The organism is Pseudoalteromonas sp. G4 (assembly GCF_028875915.1).
Taxonomy (GTDB): domain Bacteria; phylum Pseudomonadota; class Gammaproteobacteria; order Enterobacterales; family Alteromonadaceae; genus Pseudoalteromonas.
In genome coordinates this window covers 1-14,897 of record NZ_JAPEHW010000090.1, presented here as the reverse complement: position 1 = coordinate 14,897, position 14,897 = coordinate 1, and the positions used below count along the sequence as shown (strand labels likewise).

19 protein-coding genes are annotated in these 14,897 nt (G+C 37.8%); 9 read left to right on the top strand and 10 right to left on the bottom strand.

What is annotated here, in order from left to right:
* Positions 1-160 precede the first annotated feature (160 nt).
* Positions 161-1,465, top strand: coding sequence for a DEAD/DEAH box helicase (locus ON073_RS18160; protein WP_274763297.1), 1,305 nt, complete (start codon positions 161-163; stop codon positions 1,463-1,465).
* Positions 1,466-1,560: 95 nt separating this feature from the next.
* Here the strand turns inward: ON073_RS18160 and ON073_RS18155 are convergent, their stop codons facing one another.
* Both ON073_RS18155 and ON073_RS18150 read right to left on the bottom strand, forming a co-directional pair.
* Positions 1,561-1,902 carry a DUF6172 family protein gene (locus tag ON073_RS18155; RefSeq protein WP_274763295.1) on the bottom strand — a complete coding sequence of 114 codons (342 nt, stop codon included), beginning with the start codon at positions 1,900-1,902 and terminating at the stop codon, positions 1,561-1,563.
* A gap of 236 nt (positions 1,903-2,138) precedes the next feature.
* On the bottom strand, positions 2,139-2,594 hold the full coding sequence (locus tag ON073_RS18150) for a hypothetical protein (protein ID WP_274763294.1): 456 nt from the start codon (positions 2,592-2,594) through the stop codon (positions 2,139-2,141).
* A gap of 460 nt (positions 2,595-3,054) precedes the next feature.
* Here ON073_RS18150 and ON073_RS18145 point away from each other — a divergent pair, with 460 nt between their 5' ends.
* Both ON073_RS18145 and ON073_RS18140 read left to right on the top strand, forming a co-directional pair.
* Positions 3,055-3,453 (top strand): hypothetical protein, encoded by a 399-nt coding sequence (locus ON073_RS18145; RefSeq protein ID WP_274763293.1) that lies wholly within the window; start codon positions 3,055-3,057, stop codon positions 3,451-3,453.
* A 226-nt stretch (positions 3,454-3,679) separates the two neighbouring features.
* Positions 3,680-4,444, top strand: coding sequence for a hypothetical protein (locus ON073_RS18140; RefSeq protein ID WP_274763292.1), 765 nt, complete (start codon positions 3,680-3,682; stop codon positions 4,442-4,444).
* A 173-nt stretch (positions 4,445-4,617) separates the two neighbouring features.
* Here ON073_RS18140 and ON073_RS18135 read toward each other — a convergent pair whose 3' ends face one another.
* From ON073_RS18135 to ON073_RS18110, 6 genes are all read right to left on the bottom strand, one after another.
* On the bottom strand, positions 4,618-5,244 hold the full coding sequence (locus tag ON073_RS18135; RefSeq protein ID WP_274763291.1) for an NAD(P)H-dependent oxidoreductase: 627 nt from the start codon (positions 5,242-5,244) through the stop codon (positions 4,618-4,620).
* Positions 5,245-5,282: 38 nt separating this feature from the next.
* On the bottom strand, positions 5,283-5,801 hold the full coding sequence (locus ON073_RS18130) for a M1 family aminopeptidase (protein WP_274763290.1): 519 nt from the start codon (positions 5,799-5,801) through the stop codon (positions 5,283-5,285).
* Positions 5,732-6,508 carry a hypothetical protein gene (locus tag ON073_RS18125; RefSeq protein WP_274763289.1) on the bottom strand — a complete coding sequence of 259 codons (777 nt, stop codon included), beginning with the start codon at positions 6,506-6,508 and terminating at the stop codon, positions 5,732-5,734. Before ON073_RS18125 ends, ON073_RS18130 begins: the two co-directional genes overlap by 70 nt.
* Before the next feature lie 78 nt (positions 6,509-6,586).
* Positions 6,587-6,949: a VOC family protein gene (locus tag ON073_RS18120; protein WP_274763288.1), complete on the bottom strand. Its 363-nt coding sequence runs from the start codon at positions 6,947-6,949 to the stop codon at positions 6,587-6,589.
* 45 nt (positions 6,950-6,994) lie between these two features.
* On the bottom strand, positions 6,995-7,435 hold the full coding sequence (locus ON073_RS18115) for a nuclear transport factor 2 family protein (protein WP_274763287.1): 441 nt from the start codon (positions 7,433-7,435) through the stop codon (positions 6,995-6,997).
* Positions 7,436-7,573: 138 nt separating this feature from the next.
* Positions 7,574-8,932 (bottom strand): amidohydrolase family protein, encoded by a 1,359-nt coding sequence (locus ON073_RS18110; protein WP_274763286.1) that lies wholly within the window; start codon positions 8,930-8,932, stop codon positions 7,574-7,576.
* Between the two features lie 102 nt (positions 8,933-9,034).
* On the opposite strand from ON073_RS18110, the gene ON073_RS18105 reads away from it, so the two are divergent.
* Entirely contained in the window at positions 9,035-10,015 is a 981-nt protein-coding gene (locus ON073_RS18105) for a helix-turn-helix domain-containing protein (RefSeq protein WP_274763285.1), read from the top strand.
* Between the two features lie 258 nt (positions 10,016-10,273).
* Here the strand turns inward: ON073_RS18105 and ON073_RS18100 are convergent, their stop codons facing one another.
* Entirely contained in the window at positions 10,274-10,822 is a 549-nt protein-coding gene (locus ON073_RS18100; RefSeq protein WP_274763284.1) for a DUF3750 domain-containing protein, read from the bottom strand.
* Between the two features lie 372 nt (positions 10,823-11,194).
* Here ON073_RS18100 and ON073_RS18095 point away from each other — a divergent pair, with 372 nt between their 5' ends.
* The 5 genes from ON073_RS18095 (at position 11,195) to ON073_RS18075 (ending at position 14,269) form a co-directional block, all read left to right on the top strand.
* Positions 11,195-11,335 (top strand): hypothetical protein, encoded by a 141-nt coding sequence (locus tag ON073_RS18095; RefSeq protein WP_158683525.1) that lies wholly within the window; start codon positions 11,195-11,197, stop codon positions 11,333-11,335.
* A gap of 26 nt (positions 11,336-11,361) precedes the next feature.
* A complete protein-coding gene (locus ON073_RS18090; RefSeq protein WP_274763283.1) occupies positions 11,362-11,502 on the top strand; it encodes a hypothetical protein in 141 nt (46 codons plus the stop codon).
* Between the two features lie 280 nt (positions 11,503-11,782).
* Positions 11,783-13,729 carry a BCCT family transporter gene (locus ON073_RS18085; protein ID WP_274763282.1) on the top strand — a complete coding sequence of 649 codons (1,947 nt, stop codon included), beginning with the start codon at positions 11,783-11,785 and terminating at the stop codon, positions 13,727-13,729.
* Positions 13,730-13,961: 232 nt separating this feature from the next.
* Positions 13,962-14,102: a hypothetical protein gene (locus ON073_RS18080; RefSeq protein ID WP_158683525.1), complete on the top strand. Its 141-nt coding sequence runs from the start codon at positions 13,962-13,964 to the stop codon at positions 14,100-14,102.
* Between the two features lie 26 nt (positions 14,103-14,128).
* The gene (locus ON073_RS18075) at positions 14,129-14,269 is read left to right on the top strand and encodes a hypothetical protein (protein WP_274763281.1); all 141 of its coding nucleotides are present in this window, start codon (positions 14,129-14,131) and stop codon (positions 14,267-14,269) included.
* A 101-nt stretch (positions 14,270-14,370) separates the two neighbouring features.
* On the opposite strand, the gene ON073_RS18070 is transcribed toward ON073_RS18075, so the two are convergent.
* Positions 14,371-14,897: S41 family peptidase (locus ON073_RS18070; protein ID WP_274763280.1), on the bottom strand; the 527-nt coding region annotated here is incomplete at its 5' end.

Below are 14,897 nucleotides of genomic sequence, written 5' to 3'. Positions count from 1 at the left end.
CAGAAACAAGGCGTAAAATTCGACATGTAGTTGTTCTACTTTAGAATTTTACAACGCAGTTTATGGGTCATTTCACTCGCTAGAATGATCAAATGATTAATAAAATTGGTATAAGGCATTTCAGTACACTAATTTATAGCACTTATCAGGAACAGCTTGTATGAGCTTCAATCACTTAGGTTTAACTAACGCATTATTAACGGCTATTACCGAGCAAGGTTATAAAGACCCCTCAGCCATTCAACGTGAAGCCATACCTGCTATTTTAGCGCGCAAAGATGTGATGGCCATTGCCCAAACAGGTACGGGTAAAACCGCAGGTTTTTCACTTCCGGTTCTACAGCTTTTAGCAGAAACACAGTCAACCCAAGCAAAAAAAATTCGTGCGCTTATTATCACACCAACGCGTGAACTTGCTGCCCAAGTTGCTACCAGCATTAATAATTATGCAGCGCACTTAGATGTGAGCTCGCTGGCAGTATTTGGTGGAGTACGAATAGAGCCACAAATTGCAGCACTTGAAAATGGCATAGACGTGCTTATCGCAACGCCAGGGCGGTTAATGGATTTATATCAGCAAGGCGCTGTCAGTTTTGAGCAGTTAACTCTTTTAGTGCTCGATGAAGCGGATCGCATGCTGGACTTAGGCTTTATTGATGATATCAAAAAAATCTCAACCCTATTGCCGGCAAAACGCCAAACACTAATGTTTTCTGCCACCTTTACAAACCAAATTAAAGCACTTGCAGAAACCATGCTGTTAAACCCAGTACTAATTGAAGTTGAAGCAGCAAACAGTACAGTAGAAAACATTACGCAGACGCTATATCACGTTGATAAGCATCAAAAAACAGATGTACTTATTCATTTACTTAAAAAGAAAATGTGGTCGCAAGTGTTGGTATTTAGTCGCACAAAACAAGGGGCTGAAGCGTTAGTTAACACATTAAAAAATGCTGGGATCTCAGCTGATTCTATCCATGCGAATCGCACACAGCATGCCCGCACAATCGCCCTTGCTGAGTTTAAAAATGAAACTGTAAATGTGCTTGTAGCAACAGATATTGCTGCGCGTGGTATTGATATTAATCAGCTGCCTTGTGTTGTCAATTTTGACCTACCTTATGTGGCTGAAGATTATGTTCACCGTATTGGCCGCACCGGTCGCGCGGGTAAAAAAGGGCAAGCTATCTCGCTTTTTAGCGACGACGAAGTTAAGCAATTAAACGCCATAGAGCGTTTGATTAATCGCAAATTTTCACGTGACGTTGTTGCTGGCTTTGTGCCTAGCAGACAACGTGCTGAGCAAATGTGGGGCGGCGCAAAAGATAACTCTCCAACTAAGAGCAAAAAAGGCAATAAGAAAGCGAGTAAACAGCAGTTTGAAGACGATGAATATGGCAATTTTGAGCCAATGCCAGAGGCCTCAAATAAAAAGAAATCAACCAAGCGCAAGCGTCGCTAATCCTAAATAAGCTGTTTGTATGAAAGAATGCAATAAAAAACCGAAGCTGGATGCTTCGGTTTCTTTTCGCTAAAAACTAACGTTATTTAGCCTTACTATTCGTCTTCAAGCTCGTCATCATAATCATCTTCAAAGTCATAATCATCATGCGATGGTTTAGCTTGGCGCACCGCAGGCTTGGCTAAAATCTCAATGTAAAATGAGGTTAAGTTGTCAAGCTGAGTTTTATCAATCATCTTATTGATTTGTGATAAATGCACAACTTCAGCTTCTGCTTCGGTGTTACCAAATTTACAATCAAAGTCCCAGTAGTCAGCACCTTGAGGCAATTTTTTATTGCGCTCACGCTTGATGTATTTTTTAACTTCATGCTTTACCGCATCAACTCGCCTTGCGATTTTGATTTTAGGATGCGTTAATTCGAATGTTTTTTTCATGGTTGCCTTCAAATAAGAAATACTCAAGTGTGCAATAAGCATGCTGAGTAAAAGAAGTGGATTTATAAGCCCGCATTTTTATGCGCTCATAAACTCAAATAATGGCGCTATTTTACGTTAAATTTAGCGCACTAGCATTAAATATTATTTATCCGGGCAACCATTGCTCCTTGCTATTTAAGCTAAACATGGAAAGTGGCTATCAAACTAGAACGCACCACTTCCCTTTACTATTATTATCTAAGTAAATTTGTCATATACCATTCATCATTTATAAACGCGAACAAACAATAACCACGTACCGACTGCTGTTTATTGGTTCTCACAACTGTTGTGTCGAATTTGTAGTTCACCTTTAACACTTGGGTTGTTTGCCACTTTTGAAAACTGTTTCTTACTGTTCGAGAGCGATGGTTTTCTGGGTTTTCTACCAACTCATAGTCTTCGATAAGAAAATTGTTAATACCCGCGTACCGTGACTTTGTATACTTGTCATTTTGTTTATCAACAAGACGTTTTATTGCCCCTTCTTTGCCTCGTATTTGTTCTGGGATAAGCTGCAAGAAAGCACCATAATTTTGATTTTTAACAATGTTCGCAGCGTCGAGACAATGCGATTTTTGCTGGTTGAAATCGGCCGTAAAAGCCGTAGAAGAATATAATACTGATAGGGTCCATAATGCGTATTTCATATATTATCCTTAATATTAAACGCTAAGATTTTGTGTGCTTAAAACCTAACAACTTCCAGTTGTACCCATTTAGTTTACAAGTTAAGTTTTACATTCCCAAGTCTTCAAAACATATTTTTAGCTATAAAATTCTATCGAGCAGCAACTTATTGATATTCGTCCAAATAAACACAAATGAAAAACAACCATTAAATTCAACAGCTTATGAAAATAAAGCAACCTATGAAATTATTACGCAACACCTAACCTAGGATAACAAGCGTGTTAATTAGTTGCCTTTTACTTGACGTAAATCAATAAGCAGTACGGATTATAAATATGCCTTTTGGGTTTATTAATTAACCAGAGCTAATAATTTAGTCATTTGAATTTAATCTTCCTACCATTCATCTTAAAAACAGCTTTTTAAACATTAATTTTATTACAATACGCTTTGGTTTTTAAATGAACGAGAAAATTTATGCTAAAAGGCTTAATGATTACGGTAATAAGTATTTTTTTAGTGGTCGCGGCTATTGTGTTAAGCAATGACTTTGATTACATCCAACATGGTGAGGCTAAGTTTGTTTATGACACAACAAGTGTTAATGAGGAAATGGCGCAGCAAATTCATCAGTTTCTATTAGATAAGAATATTTACCAAGGTAAAACTGGTGAATTATTCTTACTGAAACAAACAGATGCAGGAAAATGGTTAATAAAGTTTCCAGTATACCAAGGTGGTGATGTAGCGCCTCAGCTAATGCGTGATTTAGAAATGTTTGCAAAAGAATTACAAAACCATATTTTAAATGGCGCTTCACTTGAAGTTCATATTACCAATGCAGGTTATCAAGGTGTGCAGTATTTTGAGATCTAAATATTTTTACTGAGATATTATTCACACGTTCCCCCCTGAAAACGTGTAATCGTTCATATTTAAATAAAATTATTTAGCTCTCTACGCTAAACAGCCTTCGTTTTTTTGATCAGAAACCACGCTATCAGTGCTTGTTTAAATCTCTTTATCTTTTGTTGATTCCATCTTGCTGAGTTTTACAGTAAGCTGCTTTACGTTGTAACAAAATAAGAAATAGGAAAGAACTGTGAACAAACGAATTGAACCTGAATTATTTAGTAATGTGCCCGATTTAAACCAGGTTGAAAACACGACACAGTCTGCTCCGCAAACAAGTAACACCACCTCAGCACCAGAGCAAGATACTCTTCAATCAGCGGCACCAAAGCAAAGCAATATCACAACTTGGATTAGTTTTGCTGCAATTTTAGGGTTAGCTGCTGGCGGTTATTTTTTACATCAGCAAAATTTAAAAACACAGGCGCAGTTAGTGGCATCTGAACAGCGTATTGCTGAACTAGAAAGTGCACTTTCTGCAACGGGTGAAGAAATGGGTGAATCAGCTGGCGCAATCAAAGCAAAACTATCTGCATTGAGTAAGCGAACTGATGAACTATGGTCACAAATGGATAAGCTATGGGCGTCTGCTTGGCGTCGAAATCAGTCTGAAATCAAAAAGCTTGAAGAGTTAACTGCCAGCAACCAATCTAAACAAACAAAAGCTGTAGGTGATGCCAGTGCTAAAATCAGTGCCTTGTCACAAGCACAATCAGAACTTACGTTAAAGCTCTCTTATTTAGAAGAACAACAACAAGCAGCGAACACGCTTAAAACAAAGTTAGCGACACTAAATTCAAAACTGGATGAATTAAAAGCGCAATCACAAGGCCGCGATGCAAAACAAGTAGAAATTGGTGGCACCATTGCACAGCTTGAACTTACTCAAACAGCCCTTACTGAACAATTATCACGTTTAGAGAAAAAACTGACAACTGGTGGGCAAACGCTTTAATCCATCATTACGTCAAGAACCAAGCTCGCTCAGTATGCTTGATTTTAAAAACATAATGAGCAAAAAGGTTAGCAAACAAAGCTAACCTTTTTCATTTTGGAATATCACTACTGACTCTATTCCCATTCTTTTTTGGGGGTTGTGAAGTACTGAATGCGGTATTGCTGCCATTCTCAGGTATTTGAAATTCGTAAAACCATCTTCAAATGCTCTTGATAACTTGCAAGTATTTGTTGCCGTTCATCGTGAGTTTTTTGTTGTACACCATGAGCTATAAACGCCGGTAGAATTTCCCACCGCATAAAGCCAAATATATCTTGATATAATCCATCGATTTTATTTTGGTAATAATCCAACTCTTCTTTAGAGTCAGCGCCGCCTGTTGTTATTGAATACATGACTTTTTTAGGCTTAAGTATCGCATTGTGACCATAAGCAAAGCCGGACGTTAAAACACGGTCTATCCAACCCTTTAATATGCCAGGAAATGACCACCACCATAACGGAAATTGAAAAATTAGTAGATCCGATGAAACTAACTTTTCTTGCTCTTGACTAATGCTGTTTACAAAAGAATTACTTGAAAGTGCTAACCTTTGAGCCTTTGCCAATTGAAATAAATCTCCAGCAGGAAAATTAGTAGTATCTCCCCTCCCAGCCACAGGATTGAAGTTTTGACCATACAAATCTGAAACGTCAAATCTGATGTTTGCGTTTTTTAACACTCCTACTGCTGTATTGTGCAACGCAAAGTTGAAAGAATCTTGTTCAGGATGTGCAACAACGAGATAAATTTTCACAAAACCTCCTTAGAAAACTTAAAAAATGTGTTCATATTTTACTTATTTAAAAGTTCTTCTAAATATTTTCGTTGCACTTCGCCATATGCTTTCTCTGTCAACAAAAAAAGTTTTTCCGTAGTAGTGATATCGCCCTTACTTACCATTTTCAACCAGCGTTTAAACTCAGCTTCTTTAATATTTGCACTAAACGCTTCTAAAATAACGGGCCCTTTCTTGTACATAAGGTTATGAACATTCTTGTCACTTCTTTGAAATTGATATAGTGGCGAAAGTGTTGAAGATAATGACTCAAATTCCATCAAAAACTTATCTTTCATTTCTTTTCCAAAGATGTGTTCAATTGCCATTAATGCTGAGAACTCTGCAAACGATTCGTTCAACCAGTCTTGCCAATTGTCGGTTGCCGCTTTATTCCACCAAAAGTGGGCTACTTCATGAGCTAAAGTTTTTACAAATAAAGGCGATGTAGGATCTTCCGATTGAGTTAACACCGCAAACCCATCACGAGAATAAGAGGGACCTGATTTTCTTGGCACAAAAGCAAATTGCAACATTTTGCATTACCTTTGTTTGAGCCAAATGCATTTTGATATAAAGCTAATGTTTTGTTAACGACTCCCTCTAACTGCGCTTCAGTTTCTTTACTATTTTCAAAGAGAATGAATTGAACTTGTGAATCTGCAGCTTTAAACGTTTTTGTTGATAAACTTGGAGAAGTCATGAGAACAATGTCTATGTTTTCTCCGTTATTTTCTAATACAACTTGTTTATCTTTTTTATTCACGACTCCATTGCCAGCGAGTTGATGTGTTAATCCATCAAGCGACACACGGAATGGAAATTGACTATAAGAAAAATTAAGTGGAAACCAAGCTTTGTACAACCCTGTTTCAATATGTTGAGAAGACTCGAGATAATTAACACTTGCTATTGGAACGACATAATCAATGCTTAAAGTCGATTTAGAGCTGTTGCCTCTTAACGACTTTAAGGAAAGTGATAGCTTTCTTCCATCATCTATGTAGATGCTAGGGGAGGGAGAATCAACTTCAAATTTGAATTCAATGACTTCATCATTGAGTGTCACTTTGTTAATTACGGCGTCCCTATTCAAAATAAACCAGGCATCCTGTTTAGCCATGCTTTCAAGCGTTATTGCAGCCGACACTTGGAACTGATTAGTTTTGGTTAAGCTAACCGCCAACTCATAGTTACTGATCTTGATATGATTGTCATTATTAGCCCAAGAAAAACAAGACATAAACAACATCAAAAAGAATAACTGTGAGCAACCAAGTGATTTTATAAACTTACTAAAACACCCCATTTATTTACGTCTCTAATTGCTCGTATAAAAACATATTTTATTGCTGTCTAAATCTCTTACATAAGCTGAGTGCATGTTTGAACGAATTCTAGGCTCGCCCTCACTTGCCCCACCTAGTTCAATCGCTTTTTGATGTAAACGATTTACCTCAGCAACGGAATCAAGATGAAAGCCCAACATAGTGCCATTGCCATTAGTTGCCGCTTTCTCATCAAATGGCTCGGCAATGGCAAACATAAACTCTTCATTTCCCCATAAGGTCATTCGACCTTGGCCGTGTATTTTATTTAGCCCTAACCCATCGAATAATTGATCATAAAAAGCGACTGCATTTTCTTTATTGTTTGTGCCAAAGACGAAATAATTCATTTTCATATATGATTTCCTAGTTAATTAATTATTTAATTTTTATTGTTAGCGTTACTCATGATACTTACGAATTACGGCTATTTTGCCATCCTCTAATTCCAATATTTCCATGATCGTTTTTTCATATTCAATGGGTTGTTTGTTGTCAGGGTGAACAGCGTACAGCCACTTTTTGTAGCGAATAGCTACGGCAGAATTGTTAAAAGTAAATACATTAAGTAATTTTGCTTTAAATTGAGTATGGCTACCTAAGTAGTATTCCATCCCCTTCTTCATCGTTTTCTTTCCATCGGGATATCGGCCATCGTCTATTACCCAAGGAAGATAAGAGTGCCCCACATCATCTTTGAGCAAAGCCAAATAGTCATCTAAATCTTGCTCTGTAGCATTGGGCATTTGTGTGGCCACCATCTTTTCAAAATATTGGGTGGCAAAATTATTAAAATTCTTGCCTTCTACTGCCTCAACATTAATTGAAATGGCAATTAGCAAAAATAGCGTGATAAATCTCCTCGATTCTGTCCTTTTAGTTTAAAACTTAGGTATTTGTTGTTTTATCTATTAGCCTTCATTTTTTTCAATTAACATACAAAACGTAGAAAATTTTTGGTGAACTGAAGATAATATATATTAATTAACCTTAATACTTGATGTGTTAGGGTGTTCTTTGGGGTTATAAAGAAGTGCACTACGATCAATTATTTGGCCGTGCTTTATCAGCATGGTTATATTTCTCGTGTGCTTAATATTTTGCTCTGGCTTGCCATCAATAACCAAAATATCGGCGCGTTTGCCTTTTTCCAACGTACCCCAAATATCACTTTGTTGCACTAAAGCCGCTGCATTCATTGTAGCTGTTGTTATAGCTTGCAAAGGAGTCAGACCGGCATCGACCAGCAATTCCAACTCAAAATGCAGTGCGTCACCATAAAAAGTCGTGTCATCGGTTCCGGCTATTAACGGAATACCGGCATCATGCATTTCCTTTATGGTTGTTTGCAATTTTTTATGGAAATCTCGGCTGAAATTATTGTTTACATACTCTTGGTCAGCTTGGGCTTTTTGAACATCTTGTTGTATTTTATTAAACAGCCATGGTGGCATGGTATTTTTAATAAACTCGTTTTCCATAAACGCCTCCCCTCTTAGTACAGTATGAGGCACAGCTCCGCCTACCGAGCGAGTTGTGATGACCTGTGTTTTAAACCGTTGCATTAAGGATAAGGTGTTAGCACTGACTTCACGTGGTGTATGCGCAAAAGCAGTTATTCCTGTTGTGATATTGTGAAATGCGCCATTTAGTGCCCAGCCATCTAATATCACGGGCAGTTCCACACGTTTACCTTCACGAACTAGCGCTAAAACTTGGGCGCGATTAAGTTTCGCATATGCCTTAACAGCACTTGCGCCATTACGCTTTAAATAACTAACTAAACCCGGCGCTTGTGCTTCAGAAACCATACTTCTGCTGACTTCGGGCCATGCTGGGTCAACACTATCAATTAGGGGCCCCACATAGTGGATATTAGGGCCTATAATTTCGCCATTTTTAATGCCAGTTTGTATTTGTTTTAACTGAGGGAGTACACCGCCTAAATCAAAAACATTTGTGACACCCGCATATAAATAAGCATTTAACTTCCATTGATAACCCAATAAGTCGAAATCTTCACCTCCCCATGCTAAGTGAGTATGCATATCAGCCAACGCTGGCATTACTGTTTTACCTTCAACATCTATAATTTTAGCTTTTGTGGGTATGGACACCGATGTTCCTATGGCCTTAATCTTGCCTTCACTTATTAACACCATGCCATTTTCGATTACAGGCCCTCCATTTCCATCGATAATACGTGCGTTAACAATTGCAATATCTTCAAAAGCATTGGCATTGCTAATAAAAGCTGAAAATAACAAAAAGATGCCAAAGGTAAATTTAGTAATAGATCGGTACAATAAACTTTCTGAGGTTTTGGTTAAAATGTTCACAAGCGGCTCCTTGATTTTTTTATAAAATAGCACACTAATTTGTGAGCTTTACATATACAAAATGGCTCTTTTCGTGCAAAAATGGTCAAAAATTAATTCACAATGAATATGACCAAAATTGCTTTAAATGGTCCCCGCGTTGCAGTAGTTGCATATGATAGGTTATGCCAATTTGAATTTGGTATCGCTGTTGAAATATTTGGGTTGTCACGACCAGAGTTTGGCGGAGATTGGTACCAATTTGACATTGTTAGTGCTGAAGAAAGTGCAATTAGTGGATTAGGTGGTATTACTTACCAAATAGATAAAGGTTTAGAGGCTTTAGCCGAAGCCGATATTATCATTCTTCCTGGTTGGCGAGAACCTTACATCGATGTACCTTCAAATTTACTTAAAGCATTATTAAAAGCTTATAAAAATAAGGCACGTCTAGTCGCTATCTGCGGTGGCGCATATATTTTGGCGGCCACAGGATTGTTAAAAAACAAAAAAGCCACAACTCATTGGATGTTTTTAGAAAATTTTAAAAAAGAATACCCAGAAATTGATATCAGTGAAGCGCCACTATTTTGTGAAGAAGATAATTTGTATACTTCTGCAGGGAGTGCAGCCGGTATTGATTTATGCCTCCACATTGTGCAACAAGATTATGGCTTAACAAAGGCAAATGAAGTCGCAAAGCGATTGGTCGTCGCGCCATTACGCTCTGGCAATGCAACCCAAGATGTTGCACAACCTGTTTTACCACAAAATAAACATCAAAAGTTGCCAGATATTTTGAACCAAATTAAATCGAACCTTTTGTCACACCCCACAATTGAAGAAGCTGCTCAAAAAGCAAATCTCAGCCCTCGGACCTTTACGCGTCAATTCCAAAAAATAGTCGGTATGACTTATGGCGACTGGATCCGAGATCTAAAACTAGAACAAGCAAAATCAATGTTAAAAGAGACAGATCTTTCAATTGAGATAATTGCTGAAGCATGTGGTTATGCGAGCAGTAGTTCGCTGCGACGTTTGTTTCAAGAAAAACAACTTACAACTCCACTACAATACAGAAAAACTATAAAGGGACTGGAATGAATTAATTAATAATTGTTCCTTCCAGCTTTGAAAAAGTGTGATTACGCTCTTGAGTATAATAAATCCGAAATCGTTAAGATGCATAAATGCGTTATTTGAAAGCCCAATTGGTTTAATTCATCCAATTATAAAAAACTACACCAAAGTTTCGTTGAAATCTCTAAGTCTATCTAACGCATAGCTGTCTATTAAAAAATTAACTTCAGTACATAATGGTTTATGGGTTTAAGTTAATAATAGTGATTCAAACAATCTAATTTATTGCGTCTCTACTTCTGTATCAGCATAACCACTGCCAATTGCGCTAAAAGGCATATCCAATTCCAGTTCTTTTACTTGTAAGCCAATCCAGGCTGGGAAGGTATTACTATTTGGTCCTGGTACTAACGTGTATTCATTTGCCCACGGGTAGCGTTCGGCCGCGGCAATTACATCCGGGATTAATTTTTTAGCTTTTTCGCCTGTAATGGAAAGGATTTTTTCGGGCTTTGCGCCATACCAGTAACGATCAGGCGTTTGAGTTGTGTACTTTTTAAGAGCTGGTAAGCCACGCTTTACACGCCAACCCACCACTTCATATACGGTATATTCTTTCGCGTTTTCAGGTTTTATCGCAAGCCAAGTATGCACGGCAAACCAGCCTCGCCAACTGAAGGCATCAGCACCATAAATTTCAATAACCGCATCATTAACCAGCATTGGATTTGGTGCAATCCCAGCAGGCTCTCGGCTAGCTGTTCGCCAATTTGAATTACTACACCCAGCCAAAAGAGCGATAACAATAAATAATGAGATTAAACGTCGCATTGAATACCTCTTAGTTACTACTGTTTAATCATACGTTTAATAACATATATATGCCTATACATTTGCGCTTAATTAGCAGTTTTTAATGCTGTTTAACACTTGCGCTGCAGCTCCACATTTAAAAGCTAGTCTTATAAGCACAGTAAAATGTGCAAACAAAAGCAAGTTAGCACTTTTTAGCAAAACTAAAAAACACCGACACCATAATGAGGGCAGTATTCATACCTTTCAAAAACACTTTATCACCGATATTTTCCAAACATCACCTTATTTGACCAAACATCACAAAGGGCAGGTTCTCAGTGCCGATTCGCCTATTATTTAACTCAAGCAAAACGCTTTACTCAAACAAAACTGAATAGGAAACAAAGTATGAACACATCAAACGCAATCGAAATTTTAATGGCTGCTGGTTTAACAACTTTTGTAGTTGCAGGTTTAGTAACCGCTGGTATGACAACAGCAATCGTAACTGGTGCAGCAATTGGCAGCGCTTATTTATTAACTAAATAACCAATTAAAATTAAGAGATAATTCAAATGAACAATGCAAACACAGTCGATATATTAATGGTCGCATCACTTAGCACCTTTGTTATTGCTGGCTTAATTACTGCCGGTATGACAAGTGCAATTGTAACTGGCGCAGCTATTGGCGGCATTTATGTGCTAACAAAGTAACCTTTAGGACAGCCTATGAAGCAAACAATAAAACTGTTTTACCATTATAAAAAAACAATTTAAATAAGCCTTTCCAAAACACCTACGGAAAGGCTTTTTTGTGTCATGAGCCGAACAAACTTTTGAAGATAATAATGCATCATTTTTAATTTGACCTCAAATAATTTTAAATCAAACTAAATTTAAACTAAAATAAATTCAGAACCATCACAATATTCATTAAATTCAAATAAATTGAATTTACACCCCCGAAAACATAATTTGAGTTGAAATAATTATTATGAATTTATCATATGATAAAATTAATAAGCCCGTCTTTATACCTGCGATAATTAGCATCTTCACACTACTGCTCTTTGCATTTATTGCACCCGAAATCACATCAAATAGCTTTAATTATATTCAGGCTGAAATTACAGCCAATGGCAGTTGGTTTTATGTTTTAACTGTCGCAATCATTTTAGGATTCGTAATTTATTTGGGTGTGTCTAAATTTGGCGCAATAAAACTTGGCCCGGACCACTCAACGCCCGATTACTCAATGCCTACTTGGTTATCGATGTTATTTGCAGCCGGTATGGGTATTGGGTTGATGTTTTTTGGGGTTGCTGAACCTGTGATGCATTACTTGGCGCCACCAACAGCTGAAGTAAACTCCCTATCAGCAATAAAAGAAGCCATGAAGGTGACCTTCTTCCACTGGGGTCTTCATGCTTGGGCTATTTATGCCATTGTAGCGTTAATCTTAGCGTATTTTAGCTATCGCCATGGTTTGCCACTGACATTGCGCTCAGCACTGCATCCAATTATTGGTGATCGCATCTATGGCTGGCCAGGTCATTTAGTTGATATTTTTGCTGTTGTCGGCACTGTTTTTGGTGTGGCAACATCTTTGGGGTTAGGCGCATCTCAGGTCAATGCAGGCTTAAATTACTTATTCAGTATCGAAGTGAATGAATCCAATCAATTATTGATTATGCTCGGTATCACATTGCTTGCTTCTATTTCTGTGGCAACAGGTTTAGATAAAGGCATTAAATTTTTATCTGAACTTAATATGGGCCTCGCAATTTTGCTGATGTTACTGATTTTCATTGTTGGGCCAACTATTTTTTTGCTGCAAGCTTACATTCAAAATATTGGTAGTTATTTATCAGATATTGTGTCGAATACGTTCAACCTCTTTGCCTATGAAAAAAAGAGTTGGATTGGCGGTTGGACAATCTTTTATTGGGGTTGGTGGTTAGCTTGGGCACCATTTGTCGGCCTTTTTATTGCGAAAATTTCTAAGGGTCGCACAATCAGAGAATTTATCATCGGTGTGTTACTTGTACCGACCGCGTTTACCCTGCTTTGGATGACTATTTTTGGTAACTCTGCACTATACCAAATAACTGAAGTCGGATTTTCTCGCCTTGCTGAAATGGTTAATAGCAATGCGGCTGTCGGCTTATTTGTGTTTATTGAATCATTGCCATGGTCAACAGCACTTACGTCATTGTCTATTGTTATGATTGTGATCTTCTTCGTTACATCATGCGATTCAGGCGCCATGGTCATTGATATGCTTAGCTCAAATGGCAGCAGTAACACACCCGTTTGGCAAAGGCTGTTTTGGGCGATATGTGTTGGCAGTGTGGCTGCTGCGCTTACCATGGTGGGTGGGCTAGAAGCACTGCAAACAATGACCATTGCCAGTGCCTTACCATTTAGCCTTGTGCTACTAGCTGCATGTTATGGCCTAGCAAAAGCATTGCGTATTGAGTCTGCTAAACAAGTAAGCTTGTCATTAAGTTCAACATCTTCACAGATTCAAAATGAAAACGACAATTGGCAAGCGCGTCTTGATAATATTCTCTCTACTCCTGGCAAAGACAATGTCGATAGGTTCATAAAATCAACGGTGTTAAATGCGTTTAAAAAGATCCAAGAACAACTTGATGTGAGTGATATAGAAGCAAGTATTGCAAAAGGGGAGCATGGGTTAACACTCTCTGTAAAACATGGTGATGAACACGACTTTTGCTACAGAGTTCAGAAAAAACAACATTGCCAACCCGATTTTAGCAATGATGAACAAAGTAATACGTATTACCGGGCTGAAGTGCATTTAGCCGAGGGCGGACAAGATTACGACATTATGGGTTGGACAGAGCAAGCAGTTATTAATGATATAATCGACCAATATGAAAAACACCTTCACTTTTTACATCTATTAAGAGATTAGATTCGGTGATTAAAAAGGCCAGTGATACTGGCCTTTTTAATACCCGAGTTGTTACTTAATCAATTAGGCTTAACAACCATCTCCGTCATGCCAATAGTTTTATCCCTATTATTATCCAAACATCACCTTATTTGACCAAACATCACAAAGGGCAGGAATCGATTCATACTTCCCCTATTCTTTAACTCAAGCAACACGCTTTACTCACATTACACTGAATAGGAAAGAGATTATGAACACGTCAAACGCAATCGAAATTTTAATGGCTGCTGGTTTAACAACTTTTGTAGTTGCAGGTTTAGTAACCGCTGGTATGACAACAGCAATCGTAACTGGTGCAGCAATTGGCAGCGCTTATTTATTAACTAAATAACCAATTAAAATTAAGAGATAATTCAAATGAACAATGCAAACACAGTCGATATATTAATGGTCGCATCACTTAGCACCTTTGTTATTGCTGGCTTAATTACTGCCGGTATGACAAGTGCAATTGTAACTGGCGCAGCTATTGGCGGCATTTATATGCTAACAAAATAACCTTTAGGACAGCCTATGAAGCAAACAATAAAACTGTTTTACCATTATAAAAAACAATTAAAATAAGCCTTTCCAAAACACCTACGGAAAGGCTTTTTTGTTTAGTTGGCTGGCGCGTTAAATTCATTCATTATTGTGTTAATTAACTGCTGTGGCTTTAGCACATCATCTTGAAACGCTTTATTAGGAATTACCGGTAATCCTTCTTGTTTGCCACTTGGTCTTACTAAATAAAAACGAGGCGTTACGGCTTTTAATTGTGAATTTGGCAACGTCAAAAATTGAATGCCCCCAGTTTGCCATGAATATCCTGCAGACGCTTCACCTACAATTTCAGCAAAACCAAAATCCTGCATTGTGTTTGCAAATAAAATAGCCGATGAATAGGTATAACTTCCCACTACAACCGAGACTTTACCGCTAAATTTTAATGGCTCATCTTTTACTGGCTGCTCAAAACGATCAAATACTTTAGTAACAACTTCGCCTTCGATTTCGCCGTCATCCATATATTTTGCAATGATTTTTTTCGTATATTTGCTGGTATGTTGGTACGGTTTATTTGCGATGTACTTAACAATGCCTTGTTTCCACATATCGTCATCGCCACCACCGTTATTGCGGATAT